The organism is Pseudoalteromonas sp. C8, assembly GCF_011378685.1.
Taxonomy (GTDB): domain Bacteria; phylum Pseudomonadota; class Gammaproteobacteria; order Enterobacterales; family Alteromonadaceae; genus Pseudoalteromonas; species Pseudoalteromonas arctica.
Window position 1 is genome coordinate 1 of the sequence record NZ_WTKT01000003.1, and the last position, 17,974, is coordinate 17,974.

The following is a 17,974-nucleotide window of genomic DNA, read 5'->3' on the forward strand; positions in this document are numbered from 1 at the left end:
GATTGTTGAATGTTTACGCGTAATATCAAAGTCCGCATTGGTGAATTTATGCAGTCTCACGTATTCCCTGAGGCAGCAATGCGATTAAGAGATGTGTTTGTTACAACTGAGGAAGATGCAAAGCTTATGTTGGTGATACCGAATTAATTTGCATGAAATAACCAATAATAAAACCTAAAGGCAAAAAGAAAGACCTTACCTCTACTCTTACTACATTAGCTTCTATTTCCAAGACGGCTTAACCCGCAAGCTAAATTAATCTATAAATTTAATTTTAGACCCCTATAGCTTTTAGCTTTTAACTTTTTTCATCATACTTAAAGTAAGAATTAAACGTATTTACATTTTTAGAACAGCTTTAGGGTAGTAAAACTTGTTCAAATAACAACTCATCTGACCACTTTTAAAGCAAACAAACCAAATATTTAAATATTATATTGATTTACACTTAGGTGATTGTAAAATATCGTCTTTCTTAAGTTACCCACTTAAGAACAAGATAAATTTAAAAGGAAAATTTAGTGAAAAATAAGATAATATTAGCTTTTAGTTTTTTAGTTTTAGCTGGCTGTGCTTCCACTACCCCTACAAGAACAACAGAACAAGCCTACATGGTAATAGATGTTAAAGGCGATGCTACTATCAGAGATAATTTGTTAGATACTATTGTTGAAACTGCTCAAAGTAGTATGAGTAGTCTTTCAGTCAACCGAGGAATCCCACCTTCATCACTCCCAGAAACGGCTTCAAGATTTGAGCTAGTCAGCCCATTTGAAAATACACAATTAGGTGGGCTAGTAAGTGGATTCTCTGCTTTATCACAAGCCTCTGGCGGGGCAACTATGAAAATCCCACAGTGTAAAGACCCTCTACTTACAATGAAGTCAGATAAATCTGCAAGTGGTTGGAGTGAAAGAACGACATTTTTCATATGTGTTGTACAATATCAAAAAGGGTTTCAAGTTGATGTATACACGACCTTTGAACAACAAACTGGTGGCATATCTGTTAATGCACTAAGCCAAAGTTTAGTTCGCTCTATTGCAGGAGATACGAGTCAGAATATCCCTACTACGATGGTTAAAATAAAAGATTCATTAGCTAGCTTAAACGCAGAAGTAAAAGTTATTGATAGTTATATACCAAGTAAGTGGAAGGGTCTCTTTGCGGATGATACTAAGACACTCTCAGAGTAATAATAAATAAGTAAGTAATATTTATTATTACTAAAATCGGGGCTTTTGTTGAGCCCCAATTTTAACTTAAAGCTTCATCTCACCCTCGACACGGAGACTTAAAGTTACATTAAAGACATTAAATTAGACAGCCACTCCAATTGTAAACTAATCTAGCGTTCACTAAACTGCAAAAAATAGGATGGGTGTCACTGTTATCACTGTTATCACTGTTAGCAGGGGTAGCAGAGCGCGAAACAGGTCTGTGGTTTGAGTCAACCAAAGGAGTCCCTCAAGGTGGGCCATTATCCCCTTTACTTTCCAACATTTTACTCGATGAATTAGATAAGAAGTTAACCTACAAACAGCTTAAGTTTGCACGTTATGCTGATGACATAATCATTTTAGTAAAAACGAAAAGCGAAGGGCTCATAATCCAACGGGACATTACTGCGTTTATCACTCAGCGATTAAAACTTAAAGTGAATGAATCGAAAAGTCGAGTCGGTCCAGTATCAGGCTCGAAATTTCTTGGGTTTACCTTCCGCTACGCTAAAGTGCAGATCCACCAACAGGCGCTAAAGAAATTTAAAGCAAATGTAAGAGAACTCACTAACCGCAACTGGGGGATCTCAATGACCCTACAGATTCATAAACTCACGCAGTATTTACGTGGCTGGGGACACTATTACCTAATAGCCAACGCTTATCAGTTAACGGTGGATTTAGATCATTGGATACGCCGTAGGATAAGAATGTGCTACTGGCGGCAATGGCGTAAACCACGCACGAAAGTACGCAGTTTAATAAAGCTGGGTGTTAGCGAACGACTCGCCATAGCCTGTGGTATCACCAGCAAAGGCCCTTGTCGAAGCTCGAAAACAAAAGGAATTAACATTGCATTAGGTAATGACTATTTAGCGTCACAAGGTTTAGTGTCATTGAGAGATATTTGGATCAATATTCATTACGGGAGATGAACCGCCCATTGCGGACCCGCATGATGGGTGGTGTGGGGGCTGGAGGTTAGAGACCTCCGGCTACCCGATTAGCATTTATTTGCACTGAATTTCGGCTTTTAACCAAGGATGATCTATCGAAGTGATACCACCAAGGAAAATACCGCCATCCGTTTTTCCTTTATCTTCACTTACAACATCATAACCATTAGGACACAATTCTGAAGCACGTTTACTCCAAAAGGTTTTAAGCATTTCGGTTGAAGTTGTGCCATTCCCATAGTACTCAACCATGTAATTGTTTTCGCCTAGTTCTTTATCTTTGTAACCACCAGACCAAGTATGTGCTTGATAGCCTGTTGCACATCCAGTTAATAATAAACATCCTGTAATTAGGGCTAAATACTTCATTTTTACTCCATACTCGATTTGAATGCTAACAACTTTGTATCCGACATTTGTCGCTTTATAAACCGACAAATGTCCAAATATTACAAAGGTTCTAATTTAACCAGCTAATAAGGACTTGTAAACAACTAGTTAGCCGATATTTAAGTTTCCTTGATGTAGAAATACCCCAAAATGGTAGAGATCAGTAATATCGGACAAAAAAGTAATGAGCCATAAAATAGGTGTAAGCGATGTTATTAATAAGATAACTTAAATTTTTCTCTAAGCTTTTGCCTTTAACCTAAACAAAAAAGCCGCTGTTCATTGCAAACAGCGGCTTTCGTCTTAAGATTTACAAGCTTAAAGCTTGCTTAACTTAAACTTGATTTTTATTGTTTACCAATCACTTCAAGTCCACCCATGTATGGGCGTAATACTTCTGGTACTACTACTGTGCCATCGGCTTGTTGGTAGTTTTCTAGTATGGCTACTAGTGTACGGCCAACGGCTAAGCCTGAACCATTTAGTGTATGTAGTAACTCTGGCTTTTTAACACCTTCACGACGAAAACGTGCTTGCATTCTACGCGCCTGAAAGTCAGCCATGTTTGAACAAGACGAAATTTCACGGTATGTGTCTTGCGCAGGTAACCATACTTCTAAATCGTATGTTTTAGCTGAGCCAAAGCCCATGTCGCCCATACATAAAATTACTTTACGGTACGGAAGTTCTAATGCTTGTAGTATTTGCTCTGCGTGACCTGTTAACTCTTCAAGCGTTGCCATTGAGTCTTCTGGTTTTACAAGTTGTACAAGTTCAACTTTATCAAACTGGTGCTGACGAATTAGGCCACGTGTATCGCGACCATAGCTGCCTGCTTCACTTCTAAAACACGGAGTGTGAGCAACTAAGCGAATTGGTAAATCGCTTTCATCGTAAATTTCGTCGCGTGCGCTGTTTGTAAGCGGTACTTCAGCTGTAGGAATTAAGCTAAAGCCGGCTTGTTGTTCGCCGTCGTCATTTACAAGGCCTAATGTGTGGAATAAATCGCCCGCAAATTTAGGTAGTTGGCTCGTGCCGTAAAGGCTTGCGCTATTTACTAGGTACGGTACATACATTTCTGTGTAGCCGTTTTTATCAGCGTGTGTATCTAGCATAAATTGCGTTAGTGCACGGTGCATACGCGCTACTTGGCCACGCATTACAGTAAAGCGTGCGCCACTAATTTTAACGCCCATTTCAAAATCTAAACCGTTTAGGTCTTGCCCTACATCTACGTGGTCTTTAACTTCAAAATCGAATTTTTTAGGTGTGCCCCACGTTAAAATTTCAACGTTGTCGTCTTCGTCTTTACCGGCGGGTACCGACTCGTCTGGCAAGTTTGGAATTGCTAAAGCAATGTCGTTAATTGCGGCTAATACTTCATCTTGCTCTGTTTTAGCGGCGTCTAGCTCACTGCCTAAGTTAGCCACTGCATCAAGTAGTGGCTGTGCGTCTTCGCCTTTTGCTTTGGCTTGACCAATTGCTTTTGCGCTTGCATTACGTTGACTTTGAAGTTCTTGCGTTTTTACTTGTAATGTTTTGCGTTTTTCTTCAAGTGCCGTGACCGTCGCTACATCGAGTTCGTAACCGCGCGCTGCTAAACGTGCTGCAGTTTGTTCGATGTCTTGACGTAAAAATTTAGAATCTAACATGTTAGTTTTTTAACCTTTTTGCATTACTAGCTGAAGGCCCAGCCAAGCCATAAAAATACACACCATCACGTTTAAGATGATATTGAGGGCCATTTTAATAAAGTGACCTTGTTGTAATAACAACAACGAGTCCATTGAGAATGTTGAAAAGGTGGTTAATGCACCTAAAAAGCCAATACCGATAAGGGTTTTAGCGGGGCTTGCGGTGATAATTTCTTTATCTATCAAACCGTACAAAATGCCCATTAACAATGAACCCAGAATATTAACCGTCAACGTGCCAAAAGGGAATCCCCTACCGAGGAGTTTTAGCATGCTTTCGCTAATAAAAAACCGTAAACACGCACCTGAGGCTCCGCCAAGGGCGATCATCATATAAAGTTTAATCATTTTCGTATCGTTTAAGTGGGCTTTGCGCATCGCGCTCTTTTAGGTAATCGAGTTTTTGTTTAATTTTTTGTTCAAGTCCGCGCTCGCTCGGTAAGTAATATTCTTTACCGTCCATTTCTGGTGGTAAGTATTTTTCTCCTGCGGCAAATGCGCCTTCTTCATTGTGCGCATAGCGATATTCAGCGCCGTAACCTAAGTCTTTCATTAAGTTAGTTGGCGCATTACGTAAATGCTCTGGCACTGGGTAACTTGGCTCGTTTTGAGCGTCTGCTTTGGCTTGATTAAACGCCATATACACCGCATTACTTTTGGGTGCGCTGGCTAAATACAATGTGGCTTGTGCAATTGCACGTTCGCCTTCGCCGGGCCCTACTCGCTGAAATATATCCCACGCATTTAAGGCCACTTCCATCGCGCGCGGATCGGCGTTACCTATATCCTCTGTTGCAATGGCAAGTAAACGCCTTGCTACATACAAAGGGTCGCCGCCACCAGCTAAAATTCGGCAATACCAATACAGCGCACCATCGGGGGAGCTACCACGTACTGATTTGTGAAAGGCTGATATTAAATCGTAAAATTCATCGCCACCTTTATCGTATTTAGCTAAATGCGTCGGTAACACTTGGCTAAGTACGTGCTCGTCTACGTTGTATTGACCGTTTTGCTCGGTTGTTAAATCAACCGCTTGTTCTAGTAAATTAAGTACTTTACGCGCATCGCCGCCACTTGCTTGGCATAGTGCCTTTTTAGCGTTGTCGGCAATAGTGATGTGTTTTTGGCTTAGCTGCTCGTCTTGTTTAAGTGCACGTTCTATTACGGTATATAAGTCGGCATCGGCAAGCGATTTTAAAACATACACGCGTGCACGCGACAATATAGCGTTATTAAGGGCAAACGATGGGTTTTCGGTGGTTGCACCTACAAATATAAAGGTGCCGTCTTCTATGTGCGGTAAAAACGCATCTTGTTGGGATTTATTAAAGCGATGAACCTCGTCAACAAACATAAGGGTGCGTTGGCCACGGCTTTCTAGGTTATCGCGCGCTTGGGTTACGCTGTCACGTATATCTTTTACGCCTGCGGTTACCGCCGACATTTGTATAAGTGAGGCATCAGCATGGTTGGCAATTATTTGCGCAAGTGTTGTTTTACCTACACCCGGTGGGCCCCATAAAATTAAACTATGGCATCGCCCTGCAACAATGGCTTGATGCAGTGGTTTATCAGCACTTAATAAGTGTTGCTGACCAATGTACTCGTCAAGCGTTGTGGGGCGCATACGCGCAGCAAGTGGCCGTACATCGGGCCCAAAATTAAATCCTAAATTACTCACCGTTACTCTGATCGTCTATTTCAACACCTTCAGGAGGCGTAAATTCAAAAGTGCTTTTATCAAGCGGCGTATTAACTTGGGCATTGTTAAACGTAAATGACGATAGCTGCCCTGAGTTGTCGGTAACGACTAGTTTAGCAAGGCCTTGCTCGTTACCCGCAAACGCTATATCAAGTTGTTCTACTTGGCTTTCTACGCCTTTATTTGGCGTTACGCTAAAGCCTGTATTTGTTGCAAGTACGCTGTATTTTTCCCACTGTGCTGGGTCTTTTGATGTAAGTAGCACAAATGGTGTTGAGTCGATTAGGCTGCTGGTTTTCATAATTGTTACTTGCTCAGCAAAGCTGTCGAAGTAATAGGTTTTATCGCCGTTTGATACAAATAATGTATCGTCTGGGTTTGTTTGCTGCCAGCGAATCATCATAGGCTGTTGAAGGGCTATTGTGCCCTCGCCTTGCATAACCGCTTGGCCTTCTTTGTCTGTTACTTTTTGTGCAAACTGCGCTTTAAAGCTTTTCAAAGTGGCAAGTCTGTCTTGTAATGCTTGGCTGTCGTCAGCAAAGCTTGGTGCGGCAAGTACGCTGCCTAACACTAATAATAAGGCGTTAAATTTTTTCATTAATTTGCTCCATTAGGTACTAATACATCGCGAGCGCCGTTATGACCTGGTGAACTCACGATACCCGATGTTTCCATTTGTTCTACTAAACGTGCTGCGCGATTATAGCCAACACGCAGTTTACGTTGCACTGACGATACTGATACCTTGCCGGTTTCAATTACAAACGACACGGCTTCGTCGTATAACGGATCGTTCTCTTCGTCTGCATTTTCGCTTGCTTCACCTGGCAATAAAATATCTTCACTGGCATCACCATTGAGTATTTCATCAACGTAATTTGGCTTAGCACGCGCTTTCCAATCGTTTACTACGGCGTGTACTTCATGGTCGTCTACAAACGCGCCATGTACACGCTCTGGTACGCTAGTGCCTGGTGGTAAATAAAGCATATCGCCCATACCCAGTAAGTTTTCTGCGCCTTGCTGGTCAAGTATGGTACGCGAGTCTATTTTGCTAGACACCTGAAACGCCATACGTGTTGGTATATTTGCTTTAATTAAACCGGTTATTACATCTACCGAAGGGCGCTGCGTTGCCAGTATTAAATGAATACCTGCCGCACGTGCTTTTTGGGCTATGCGGGCAATCAGCTCTTCTACTTTTTTACCAACAATCATCATCATGTCGGCAAACTCGTCAATTACTACAACAATACTTGGTAACTTACCAAGTTCTTCCGGGCCTTCTTTCATTCCATCGGTGTCTTTAAATAATGGGTCAAGAATTGGATAACCCGCTTCATTGGCTTCAAGCACTTTTTGGTTGTAACCTTTTAAGTTACGCACACCCAATGCTGACATTAATTTATAACGACGTTCCATTTCGCCCACACACCAACGCAGTGCGTTGGCGGCTTCTTTCATGTCGGTGACTACTTCACACAATAAATGCGGAATGCCTTCGTATACTGATAGCTCAAGCATTTTAGGGTCAATCATAATCATACGTACATCGTCAGGACCCGATTTGTACAACAAGCTTACTATCATGACATTAACGCCCACTGATTTACCTGAACCGGTTGTACCGGCCACCAGTAAGTGTGGCATTTTACCTAAATCAGCACAGACAGGCTGACCGGCAATGTCTTTACCTAGCACCATGGTAAGTGGCGATGGATTTTGCTCAAATTTAGGCGCGTTTATTACTTCTGACAAACGTACTATTTCGCGGTGTTTATTAGGAAGCTCAATACCAACATACGTTTTACCCGGTATAACTTCTACAACACGCACACTAATTGCCGAAAGCGAACGGGCTAAATCTTTTGCTAAACCTGTAATTTTAGACACCTTAATACCTGGCGCTAAATCTAGCTCAAAGCGTGTAACAACAGGGCCTGGGTATACCGCTACAACTTTAGCCTGTACGTTAAAGTCGAGTAGTTTTGTCTCTACTAGGCGCGATACTGTATCGAGCTCTTCTTGCGAAATTGGGTTTTTAGCTTTGTCCGGTCTGTCGAGTAAATCGAGCGACGGTAATGGCCCCGGTGGTGGCTCTTGCGTTAATAACTGCTCAAACTTTTCTTTAGCCGTTGGCGGTGGTTGATATTGCGCTTTTGATTTAGGCATTGGTCTTGCTGGCGATACAACTGTTGTAACTGGTTTTTCTGGCTCTACAACTGGGCTTTGGTCAAGCGCGTTTAATGCAGCGGCCGTGTCCATTGGTTCGTCGTCTATGGCGCTAAAGCCAATTTCTTGATCGAGTATGTCGTCAAGCTCGTCAAACGGCATAAAATCGTCACTAATTTGTGGCTCGCTAAATGGCGTTTGCGGTTTATTAATTGCTTTTTGTTTATCTGCTTTTTTAGCTGATGTAGACAGCTCTATTTGCTCTTTTATATCGTCTTCAAAATGGGCGTCTACTTCATCGTAATTATTTGCTTTGCCCGCAGCATGTTCTCGGTGCATCCAGCCTTTCGCGTACGATACAATAAAGCGGTAAAACCTAACCATTAAATCGCCAAGGTAATCTACAAAATCAACCCACGATACACCTGTTAATAAGGTAAGCCCGGCAAAAAAGAAACACAGCAATAATATAGATGTACCGGTAAAGTTAAACGCAGGCATCATGGCTGATGCAATAACATCGCCCACTACCCCACCAGAGGAAAAGTTATAAATATCGTCAAAATTGATACTACTAATAGCGGTAGCTGAGGTGATAAATAAAGCAAAACCAATAACACGCAGCGCTAAGGTGGTGTAATCAAGCTGTAAAATGCGGTGAGGTTGTTTAAATAGCAAGTAGCCAAATAGCTGAATGGCCGCTGGCACTAAGTAAGCCAACCAACCAAAGGTGAGTAATAAAATGTCGGCTATCCATGCACCGGCTGCTCCTGTGATATTGCTTACTTCGCTAAAACTAGTTTGCGACCATGCAGCATCTGCTGGATCAAAGCTGATCAAGGCACATAAAATAAATATTGCCGTAAAGGTGCTGATAATCAGCCCTGTTTCTAATAGTCTTTGCACACCGTTTAGGCGCATAGTTCCCTATTCCTCTTTATTATTCTATTTTTATTCACACTTACTTAGCAGTGAAATACCTTAGCAGGAAATGCAATTTGTTGCACTTTATCTTAACCTTGATGGCCTGATTATGAACAAGTTTTTATAATTTGAGCTTATATAAGCAAATGACGCAGCTAATATAAATAACCTTAAGTAATATAAGGACGAATAATTACGCCTTCTTCACCTTTTACTTCTTCCATTACTACATAAGTTCGGCTTTCACTAACGTTAGGCAATTTTAATAATATGTCACCTAATACACCACGGTATTCTGACATATCATTTACGCGCGTTTTAAGTAAAAAATCAAAATTACCCGATACTAAATGACATTCGATAATTTCTTCGTGCTTTTTAACGGCCGCACTAAACTCATCAAATACGTCGGGAGATGTTTTAGTAATTGTTACTTCTACATACACCGATAAACCTTGCCCAAGCTTAGCTGGATCGACCACTGCTTTATAGCCAAGTATGTAGCCTTCTCGTTCTAGCTTTTTCACTCGCTCCAGACAGGGCGTGGCGCTTAGGCCAACTCGTCTGGCCAGTTCAACATTTGAAAGGCGTCCATCGTGCTGTAATTCCATTAAAATTTTACGGTCAATTCTATCTAATAACTGATGCATAGTGCCAACTAGTTTTTTATGCTGTTTATTTTTGTTATATAGATGATAACACTAGATTTGACTTTAAAAAAGGTGAGACACACGGGCTTATGATGAATATAATAGTGAAAAATGTTAATCCGTTCTTAATAAGGCAAATGATATGATTATTGGTGTTCCTAAAGAAATTAAAAACCATGAATACCGTGTAGGTATGGTTCCTGCGAGTGTTCGTGAATTAGTAAACCACGGTCATCAAGTGATTGTAGAAACTGATGCAGGCATGGGTATTGGTTTTACTAACGAAGATTACACGCTAGCGGGTGCTGAAATTTTAGCAACTGCTGCTGACGTTTTCGCTAAAGCAGACATGATTGTAAAAGTAAAAGAGCCACAAGCTGTTGAACGTGCAATGTTACGTGAAGACCAAATTCTTTTCACTTACTTACACCTTGCACCTGATCTTCCACAAACTGAAGACCTTGTAAAAAGCAAAGCCATTTGTATTGCATACGAAACTGTAACTGACTCTCGCGGTGGTTTACCGCTTCTTGCTCCTATGAGCGAAGTTGCTGGTCGTATGTCTATTCAAGCTGGTGCACAAGCGCTAGAAAAATCTAACCACGGTCGTGGCATGCTACTAGGTGGCGTACCAGGCGTTGAAGCTGCTAAAGTTGTTATCATTGGCGGCGGCATGGTTGGTCGAAGTGCAGCGCAAATGGCTGTTGGCCTTGGTGCTGAAGTTGTCGTTCTTGATCGTAACATCGACGTATTACGTGCACTAGACGCGCAATTTGGTAATAAAGTTAAAGCTATTTACTCAACTGCTGATGCACTAGAAAAACACGTACTAGAAGCTGATTTAGTAATTGGTGGCGTACTAATCCCAGGTGCAGCTGCACCTAAACTAGTAACTGCTGAGCACATTAAAGCAATGAAACCTGGTTCTGCAATTGTTGACGTTGCAATCGACCAAGGTGGCTGTATTGCTACTTCTAAAGCAACTACGCATGCTGATCCTACTTTCATCGTTGATGAAGTTGTTCACTACTGTGTTGCTAACATGCCAGGTGCTGTTCCACGCACATCTACGTTTGCACTTAACAATGCAACATTGCCTTTCATCATTAACCTTGCAAACAAAGGTTATAAAAAGGCGTTACTAGATGACGCTCACTTCTTAAAAGGCTTAAACGTAATTAAAGGCCAAGTAACTTACAAAGAAGTAGCTGAAGCGTTCAACATGGAATATGTTGACCCACGCACAGCGGTAGAAAACGCATAATTTAGCGTTTTGTGGTTAGGTTGGTATTAAGTAATGTAGCTACCTAACTACAACCCATAAAAAAAGCAGCTAATTAGCTGCTTTTTTTATATTTAAATTTCAGATTTATATAAGCTTATTTAGATAAAACGCTTAATTATAAAATCTACTTTTACGCGCTTAGCTTGGCCAAGTAGTTTTTTAACTGGCTGCGGATAATCATCCATCGTTTCTAAATCATCTGGGCCTGTTAAACGTCGGCAGTGTTGTAAAATTTCCTGCTTTTCGTTATCAATAGCATCCATAATTGTTTGCTCTGGATCTTCTATTAAAATACCGTTTTCGATATCAAGACCCCATGCACGCGGATTTAAGTTATGCCCGCTCAGTAAATGCTTTGTTCTATCTGAACAAATACCTTTTAAATGAAACGAATTGCTTTCATCTTTCCACAGATACACATTTAAATTACCGTTATCGATATGGCGCTTTTGCGTTTTTACAAATTTATGCAAAATAGTTTCGTATAAATAAGGTAATGCCCCTATTTTACTAAACGGCTCGCTTGGCGGTAAATAAAAGTCATTTGCTGTTTTATCGCCTACAACAATAGTCACTTGCTTGCCTTGCTTTAATAATCGGCGCAGCGATCGCATAAGCGGTGCCGGAAAATTGAAGTATGGCGTATACAACACAAGCTCTTGCTCTGTTGTATCAAATAACGCTTTTATTAAACGATTTAACTCGTTATTACGACGCCCAAGCCCTAAAAATAAGCGAATACCTAATGCTTTCGTATTTAGCTGCTCTGCTGCGTTATAACTTGCGACTTTTAAATCACGCATTAATTGCTTTTGATCAAGCTTAAAGTCGTGCAAACGCTTAAGCGGTCGTGTGTCAATGCGTGGCACAGCCACTGAACTAAGTAGCTTTGTCTCAATAAAATCAACTACTGAGTCACACAGTTCGCTCTGCGTTATTAAAAAGTAGCGATCGAGTCTGTAGCGTTCGTTATGCTGCAAGTACACGTTATTTAAACTTGCGCCGCTGTAAAGTAAGGTGTCGTCAATTACAAAACCTTTTAAATGCAATACGCCAAACAATTCTTTAGCTTTTACAGGTACGCCATAAACTTGTACGTTCGATTTAAACTTTTCTAAATCGTCACAGTATAAACTTGCGTTACCGTCTGATTTATCAGCGCCAATTAATCCACGTTGCGCACGATGAAAATCCACCAGCACTTTTACCTCAAGTGCGGGGTTTGCCAATGACACACGATGCAGCGCTTCTAAAATTTCGCGACCTGCTTCGTCATCTTGTAAATACAACGCCGTAATATAAATTCGTTTTTTTGCGTTAGCTATCAAACGTAGCAATTGCGTTCGGTAATCTTGCGCATTGGTTAAGACGTTAACGTCTTTTGAAGTCAACCCGAATGCGGGTTTTTCCTGCCAAAATAACATAGTTGCCTATTTGCTTAGGTCACATAATCTATCAGTGACAAATAAAATTAGGTAAAACATAACAAAAAAAATCAAAGGGGTCATGAATTAACGCTGTTTTATTGCCTGTTAGTCTATTTATTGAGCTACTTTGACATATTAGCTGTAAAAGCATAGAGCTCTAGTACACAATACTGCACAGCTTTTCGATTTGAGAAAAAAAATAATCGCGGATTTTGTTTACATCTGCCTTGTTTTTCTTAGAATCAAGCGCATTAATGAGCATATTGAACACAGTATTAAACGTTTAGGAAAAATAATGACTGAAGCAAAACATTGTAAGCTACTAATTTTAGGCTCTGGCCCAGCTGGTTATACTGCCGCAGTATATGCAGCACGTGCAAATTTAAACCCTGTTTTAATTACAGGCATTCAACAAGGTGGTCAGTTAACAACCACTACTGAAGTTGAAAACTGGCCTGGTGATGCACACGGCTTAACAGGTCCTGCGTTAATGGATCGTATGAAAGAGCACGCTGAGCGCTTTGAAACTGAAATCATATTCGATCACATCAATAAAGTAGATGTATCTAAGCGCCCTTTCACGCTAACTGGCGACCAAGGTACTTACACATGTGATGCATTAATCATTGCAACGGGTGCGTCTGCTAAATACTTAGGTCTAGAGTCTGAAACTAATTTCCAAGGCCGTGGTGTTTCGGCATGTGCTACGTGTGACGGCTTTTTCTATAAAGGCCAAAAAGTAGCGGTTGTTGGTGGTGGTAATACAGCGGTTGAAGAAGCGCTTTACTTATCTAACATTGCTGACGAAGTACATGTTATTCATCGTCGTGATAGTTTCCGCAGTGAAAAAATACTAGCAGATCGTCTTGCTGAAAAAGCAGCTAACGGTAATGTAGTAATGCATTACAACCGCACGCTTGACGAAGTATTAGGCGACCAAATGGGCGTAACCGGCGTTCGTATTAAAGATGCACACTCTGATGCAACTGAAGAGCTCGATTTAGCCGGCGTATTTATTGCTATTGGCCACAAGCCAAATACTGATATGTTTGTTGGTCAACTAGAAATGAAAGATGGCTACTTAGTTGTAGAGTCAGGCCTTCACGGTAACGCGACTCAAACAAGCGTAGAAGGCGTTTTTGCTGCAGGTGATGTGTCAGACCACATTTACCGTCAAGCAATCACATCAGCAGGTACAGGCTGTATGGCTGCCCTTGATGCAGAGCGTTTCTTAGATAATTTATAAGCAATTAAATAAATTATTATAGGGCTGATTATTCAGCCCTTTTTTTATGCCTAAAATATAGTTACACTTTTACGATCAATTATAAAATAAGTACTGTATGAGAAATCAGCTATACCAATTAAGCGAAAACGATATAGCATTCCCCAATCCGGAATACGCATTAGAATCCCCTGATGGCTTGTTAGCAATTGGCGGAGATTTGAGTTTACCTCGCCTAAGTAATGCCTACAAAAGCGGAGTATTCCCTTGGTTTAGTGAAGATGAGCCTATTATGTGGTGGTCTCCCAGCGAGCGAGGCATTTTTGAGCTTAATGATTTTCATATAAGTAAGAGCCTGCGTAAGCATTTAAAAAAGCACCCTGTAAGAGTAACCATTAATAATGCCTTTGAAGAGGTGATAGAAGCCTGTCGCGATCAACGCCTTGATACCGATGGCACCTGGATCACCTCTGACATGCTCGACGCTTACGTTAATGCACACAATGCTGGCATTGCACATAGTTTAGAGGTGTGGAGTAACGGAGAGCTTGCAGGTGGCTTATACGGCATTATGCAAAATGGTGTTTTTTGTGGAGAGTCGATGTTTCATCATCAAACCAATTGCTCTAAGCTTGCTATGTGGGCACTGGTAAATTGGCTTAAACGCCATAATGCACATTTTATTGATTGCCAGTTAGAAAACCCTTATTTAATGACCCTGGGTGCACAAGTAATCCCCCGTTCCACATTTTTGACTAAACTAAAAGCGGCACATAACTATACTGTTAACCCTATTATGTGGGAGCCACAAGAACTTGACGCAATCTATGAATGAGCAACTTCCTGCACGTGTTGGTTTAACCCAAGAGTTTGACTGTAGTTATTTACCCAACAGACAAGAGCAACTTTTAGTTATTCTTGATCCCAGTTGCTACAGCACCGACAAATTTGAGTCATTATTAGGCTTAGGGTTTCGTCGCAGTGGTAACCAAATATACCGTCCGCACTGCCCAATATGCAGCGCATGTAGTTCTGTACGTGTATTAGCACAAGACTTTATGCCCTCAAAATCGCAAAAACGTAAACTAAACAAAGCAAAAACACAGTTTGAGGTAAAATATTCAACGCAAGAGCGACCTGAGTATTATCCGCTCTATAGTAAATACATAACGATGCGTCATCAGGATGGAAGTATGTATCCTCCTGAAAAAGAACAGTTTCAAAGTTTTTTGCTTTGTAGTTGGCTCAAGATCACATTTATTGAACTGTGGCACCAAGATACTTTAGTCGCAGTTGCCGTAACTGATTGTATGAATAGCGCTATTTCTGCAATTTATACCTTTTTCGACCCCGACTTTGAACACTATAGTTTAGGCTCTGTGATGATATTAGAGCAGCTAAAGTTTGCTAAAGAGCAAAATAAGCAATACGTGTACTTGGGCTATCAAATTGATGAATGCGACAAAATGAAGTACAAAACTCAGTTTTTACCTGCTCAAAAACACCTCAATGATGAGTGGGTGGCTATTTAATTTGCAAATATAGCCCCTGCGCCTTTACTTATTGGAGTATTTTGGGCAAAATCTGCAGCGTTTAACTATTAAAGAGGTGTTACGCTAAACATGGCGAAAGAAGACGTAATCGAAATGCAAGGCACAGTCCTTGATACTTTACCAAATACAATGTTCCGAGTTGAGCTAGAAAATGGTCACGTAGTTGTGGCTCATATTTCAGGCAAAATGCGCAAAAACTATATCCGTATTTTAACCGGCGATAAAGTAACGGTAGAAATGACTCCTTACGATTTATCAAAGGGTCGTATCGTATTCCGTGCTCGCTAAGTAAGTGCGTAAACGAGATTTAGTTTTTGGCTAGTGTTTTACTAGCTTTAAGCGTTTATTAAATGTAATTGATAGACATTGACTAGCAATTACATTTAATAAACAAAAAGCCCAGTTTTTACTGGGTTTTTTGTTGCCTATAAAAAGGGCAAAAAAATGGCCCGCTATTATGTAGCGGGCCATTTTATTTAACTAAATTATTTAATTAACGTTTTACGCTGGTGTTAAATTACTCTCGTAATCAAAGCGAATCTTCTTGTCTTTAACTGATACTTTAACCGTACCGCCATCAACAAGTTCACCAAACAGTATTTCGTTAGCTAATTGCTTTTTAAGCTCTTCTTGAATAACACGTGCCATTGGACGTGCACCCATTGCTTTATCGTAGCCTTTATCTGCCAACCACTCACGTGCTTTAGACGTAAGCTCAAGGTTAACTGATTTTTTATCAAGCTGCGCTTGCAGTTCCACAATAAACTTATCAACCACCAGTAAAATAACTTCACGTTCAAGGTGATTAAACCAAATGATGTTATCTAAACGGTTTCTAAATTCTGGTGAAAATACTTTATTAATTGCACCCATTGCATCGTGCGTATGATCTTGCTCTGTAAAACCAATCGACTTACGCGTAGTTTCTTGTACGCCCGCATTGGTAGTCATTACAACCACTACATTTCTAAAGTCAGCTTTACGGCCGTTATTATCGGTCAACGTACCGTGATCCATAACCTGTAGCAAAATGTTGTAAATGTCTGGATGCGCTTTTTCAATCTCATCTAAAAGTACAACAGCATGTGGATTTTTAATAACTGCTTCTGTTAATAAACCACCTTGCTCAAAACCAACATACCCTGGTGGAGCACCAATTAATCGACTAATTGCATGGCGTTCTACATATTCCGACATATCAAAACGAATAAACTCAACACCCATACATTTAGCAAGTTGCTTAGTTACTTCTGTTTTACCCACACCGGTAGGCCCTGCAAACAAAAACGAACCTACTGGCTTTTCTTCGCTCGATAAACCAGAGCGAGATAAACGAATAGCTGATGTAAGTGCGTCAATAGATTGATCTTGCCCAAACACGAGCATTTTAAGGTTACGGTCTAAGTTTTTAAGCGTTTCTTTATCTGTTGACGAGACGCTTTGCGCAGGAATACGTGCCATTTTAGATATAATTAGTTCTATATCTGCCACACCAATGGTTTTTTTACGTTTAGAGCTAGGTTGCAGGCGCTGACTTGCACCGGCTTCATCAATTACATCTATTGCTTTATCTGGCAAGTGACGCTCATTAATGTATTTAGCACTGAGTTCTGCAGCTGCTTTTAATGCTTTTTGAGTGTAACGAATACCATGGTGCTCTTCGTAACGCTCTTTTAAGCCGTTTAATATTTTAGTGGTATCGGCAACACTTGGCTCAAGTACATCAATTTTTTGAAAGCGACGAACTAATGCACGGTCTTTCTCAAAAATATTTTTATACTCATTGTAAGTTGTTGAACCCATACAACGTAGCTTACCACTTGAAAGGAGTGGTTTAAGCAAGTTTGATGCGTCCATAACACCACCAGACGCCGCGCCGGCACCAATTATGGTATGTATTTCATCAATAAATAAAATAGAGCCTGGCTCAGCTTGCAGCTCTTTAAGTAAGCTTTTAAAGCGCTTTTCAAAGTCGCCACGATATTTAGTACCCGCAAGTAACGCACCCATATCTAGCGAGTACACAACAGCGTCTGCAATTACTTCTGGTACTTGCTTATTAACAATACGATACGCTAAGCCTTCAGCAATTGCTGTTTTACCAACGCCCGCTTCACCAACAAGTAATGGATTATTCTTTTTACGACGACACAATACTTGTACCGTGCGCTCTACTTCGCTGTCGCGCCCGATCAGTGGGTCAATGTTACCTTCACTTGCTTGAACGTTTAAGTTAGTTGTAAAGCTGTCTAGCTTGCTTGCTTCTTCATTTTGAACTTCTTGCACTTCATCATGAATATCGTCGCTGTCGTTGCCTAAATCATCATCTGCTTTAGAAATTCCATGCGAAATAAAGTTAACGATATCTAAACGCGATACATCATGCTTTTTAAGTAAATATACAGCTTGGCTTTCTTGCTCAGAAAAAATAGCAACTAGCACATTTACGCCAGTAACTTCATTTTTACCTGACGATTGCACATGAAATACAGCGCGTTGTAATACACGTTGAAAACCAAGTGTTGGCTGAGTTTCACGCTCTTCTTCTAAATCTGGAATGACAGGTGTTGTTTCGTCAATAAATTCTAATAATTCGGTTTTTAAACCAGAAATATTAACACCACACGCGTTTAGGGCTTCTCCTGCAGAAGGATTATCTAACAGCGCAAGTAAAAGGTGCTCTACGGTCATAAACTCATGACGGCGAGTGCGCGCTTCACGAAACGCGGCATTTAATGTGAGTTCTAAGTCTTTGTTTAGCATTGGCAACCCC

Annotated in this window: 16 protein-coding genes; 7 read left to right on the forward strand and 9 right to left on the reverse strand. The window is 40.7% G+C overall.

The window, feature by feature from the left end; genetic code table 11:
• Nucleotides 1-521: 521 nt before the first annotated feature.
• Both GQR39_RS03770 and GQR39_RS03775 read left to right on the forward strand, forming a co-directional pair.
• Nucleotides 522-1,196 (forward strand): hypothetical protein, encoded by a 675-nt coding sequence (locus tag GQR39_RS03770; RefSeq protein WP_165734836.1) that lies wholly within the window; start codon nucleotides 522-524, stop codon nucleotides 1,194-1,196.
• A 185-nt stretch (nucleotides 1,197-1,381) separates the two neighbouring features.
• Nucleotides 1,382-2,155, forward strand: a complete 774-nt coding sequence (locus tag GQR39_RS03775; protein ID WP_346774486.1) for a group II intron maturase-specific domain-containing protein — start codon at nucleotides 1,382-1,384, stop codon at nucleotides 2,153-2,155.
• A gap of 75 nt (nucleotides 2,156-2,230) precedes the next feature.
• On the opposite strand, the gene GQR39_RS03780 is transcribed toward GQR39_RS03775, so the two are convergent.
• From GQR39_RS03780 to lrp, 7 genes are all read right to left on the reverse strand, one after another.
• Nucleotides 2,231-2,545 carry a hypothetical protein gene (locus GQR39_RS03780; protein ID WP_138541209.1) on the reverse strand — a complete coding sequence of 105 codons (315 nt, stop codon included), beginning with the start codon at nucleotides 2,543-2,545 and terminating at the stop codon, nucleotides 2,231-2,233.
• A gap of 368 nt (nucleotides 2,546-2,913) precedes the next feature.
• Nucleotides 2,914-4,218, reverse strand: a complete 1,305-nt coding sequence (serS, locus tag GQR39_RS03785; RefSeq protein ID WP_002962971.1) for a serine--tRNA ligase — start codon at nucleotides 4,216-4,218, stop codon at nucleotides 2,914-2,916.
• A 9-nt stretch (nucleotides 4,219-4,227) separates the two neighbouring features.
• Complete coding sequence (crcB, locus tag GQR39_RS03790) at nucleotides 4,228-4,608, reverse strand: fluoride efflux transporter CrcB (protein ID WP_021032117.1); 381 nt, start codon at nucleotides 4,606-4,608, stop codon at nucleotides 4,228-4,230.
• Nucleotides 4,601-5,944, reverse strand: coding sequence for a replication-associated recombination protein A (locus tag GQR39_RS03795; protein WP_165734837.1), 1,344 nt, complete (start codon nucleotides 5,942-5,944; stop codon nucleotides 4,601-4,603). Before GQR39_RS03795 ends, crcB begins: the two co-directional genes overlap by 8 nt.
• Nucleotides 5,937-6,563 (reverse strand): outer membrane lipoprotein chaperone LolA, encoded by a 627-nt coding sequence (lolA, locus tag GQR39_RS03800; RefSeq protein WP_007582981.1) that lies wholly within the window; start codon nucleotides 6,561-6,563, stop codon nucleotides 5,937-5,939. Before lolA ends, GQR39_RS03795 begins: the two co-directional genes overlap by 8 nt.
• Nucleotides 6,563-9,058, reverse strand: coding sequence for a DNA translocase FtsK 4TM domain-containing protein (locus GQR39_RS03805; RefSeq protein WP_165734838.1), 2,496 nt, complete (start codon nucleotides 9,056-9,058; stop codon nucleotides 6,563-6,565). Before GQR39_RS03805 ends, lolA begins: the two co-directional genes overlap by 1 nt.
• Before the next feature lie 173 nt (nucleotides 9,059-9,231).
• Complete coding sequence (gene lrp / locus GQR39_RS03810) at nucleotides 9,232-9,711, reverse strand: leucine-responsive transcriptional regulator Lrp (protein WP_007582985.1); 480 nt, start codon at nucleotides 9,709-9,711, stop codon at nucleotides 9,232-9,234.
• Between the two features lie 142 nt (nucleotides 9,712-9,853).
• On the opposite strand from lrp, the gene ald reads away from it, so the two are divergent.
• Nucleotides 9,854-10,975, forward strand: coding sequence for an alanine dehydrogenase (ald, locus tag GQR39_RS03815; protein ID WP_010552621.1), 1,122 nt, complete (start codon nucleotides 9,854-9,856; stop codon nucleotides 10,973-10,975).
• 119 nt (nucleotides 10,976-11,094) lie between these two features.
• On the opposite strand, the gene pssA is transcribed toward ald, so the two are convergent.
• Nucleotides 11,095-12,420 carry a CDP-diacylglycerol--serine O-phosphatidyltransferase gene (gene pssA, locus GQR39_RS03820; protein ID WP_165734839.1) on the reverse strand — a complete coding sequence of 442 codons (1,326 nt, stop codon included), beginning with the start codon at nucleotides 12,418-12,420 and terminating at the stop codon, nucleotides 11,095-11,097.
• A 298-nt stretch (nucleotides 12,421-12,718) separates the two neighbouring features.
• Between pssA and trxB the strand changes: the two genes are divergently transcribed.
• From trxB to infA, 4 genes are all read left to right on the forward strand, one after another.
• Nucleotides 12,719-13,669 carry a thioredoxin-disulfide reductase gene (gene trxB / locus GQR39_RS03825; protein ID WP_008168643.1) on the forward strand — a complete coding sequence of 317 codons (951 nt, stop codon included), beginning with the start codon at nucleotides 12,719-12,721 and terminating at the stop codon, nucleotides 13,667-13,669.
• A gap of 97 nt (nucleotides 13,670-13,766) precedes the next feature.
• Nucleotides 13,767-14,483 carry a leucyl/phenylalanyl-tRNA--protein transferase gene (gene aat / locus GQR39_RS03830; protein WP_010552619.1) on the forward strand — a complete coding sequence of 239 codons (717 nt, stop codon included), beginning with the start codon at nucleotides 13,767-13,769 and terminating at the stop codon, nucleotides 14,481-14,483.
• The gene (locus GQR39_RS03835; RefSeq protein WP_165734977.1) at nucleotides 14,476-15,180 is read left to right on the forward strand and encodes an arginyltransferase; all 705 of its coding nucleotides are present in this window, start codon (nucleotides 14,476-14,478) and stop codon (nucleotides 15,178-15,180) included. Before aat ends, GQR39_RS03835 begins: the two co-directional genes overlap by 8 nt.
• Before the next feature lie 90 nt (nucleotides 15,181-15,270).
• Nucleotides 15,271-15,489 (forward strand): translation initiation factor IF-1, encoded by a 219-nt coding sequence (gene infA, locus GQR39_RS03840; protein WP_002962494.1) that lies wholly within the window; start codon nucleotides 15,271-15,273, stop codon nucleotides 15,487-15,489.
• Between the two features lie 213 nt (nucleotides 15,490-15,702).
• On the opposite strand, the gene clpA is transcribed toward infA, so the two are convergent.
• Nucleotides 15,703-17,964: an ATP-dependent Clp protease ATP-binding subunit ClpA gene (clpA, locus tag GQR39_RS03845; RefSeq protein ID WP_165734840.1), complete on the reverse strand. Its 2,262-nt coding sequence runs from the start codon at nucleotides 17,962-17,964 to the stop codon at nucleotides 15,703-15,705.
• Nucleotides 17,965-17,974 lie beyond the last annotated feature (10 nt).

Excerpts from the sequence above, each read along its gene's own strand:
- lrp (WP_007582985.1), bottom strand. The coding sequence starts at position 9,711 with ATGCATCAGTTATTAGATAGAATTGACCGTAAAATTTTAATGGAATTA.
- infA (WP_002962494.1), top strand. The coding sequence starts at position 15,271 with ATGGCGAAAGAAGACGTAATCGAAATGCAAGGCACAGTCCTTGATACT.
- GQR39_RS03805 (WP_165734838.1), bottom strand. The coding sequence starts at position 9,058 with ATGCGCCTAAACGGTGTGCAAAGACTATTAGAAACAGGGCTGATTATC.
- lolA (WP_007582981.1), bottom strand. The coding sequence starts at position 6,563 with ATGAAAAAATTTAACGCCTTATTATTAGTGTTAGGCAGCGTACTTGCC.
- pssA (WP_165734839.1), bottom strand. The coding sequence starts at position 12,420 with ATGTTATTTTGGCAGGAAAAACCCGCATTCGGGTTGACTTCAAAAGAC.
- clpA (WP_165734840.1), bottom strand. The coding sequence starts at position 17,964 with ATGCTAAACAAAGACTTAGAACTCACATTAAATGCCGCGTTTCGTGAA.
- crcB (WP_021032117.1), bottom strand. The coding sequence starts at position 4,608 with ATGATTAAACTTTATATGATGATCGCCCTTGGCGGAGCCTCAGGTGCG.
- serS (WP_002962971.1), bottom strand. The coding sequence starts at position 4,218 with ATGTTAGATTCTAAATTTTTACGTCAAGACATCGAACAAACTGCAGCA.
- trxB (WP_008168643.1), top strand. The coding sequence starts at position 12,719 with ATGACTGAAGCAAAACATTGTAAGCTACTAATTTTAGGCTCTGGCCCA.
- aat (WP_010552619.1), top strand. The coding sequence starts at position 13,767 with ATGAGAAATCAGCTATACCAATTAAGCGAAAACGATATAGCATTCCCC.
- GQR39_RS03835 (WP_165734977.1), top strand. The coding sequence starts at position 14,476 with ATGAATGAGCAACTTCCTGCACGTGTTGGTTTAACCCAAGAGTTTGAC.
- ald (WP_010552621.1), top strand. The coding sequence starts at position 9,854 with ATGATTATTGGTGTTCCTAAAGAAATTAAAAACCATGAATACCGTGTA.
- GQR39_RS03780 (WP_138541209.1), bottom strand. The coding sequence starts at position 2,545 with ATGAAGTATTTAGCCCTAATTACAGGATGTTTATTATTAACTGGATGT.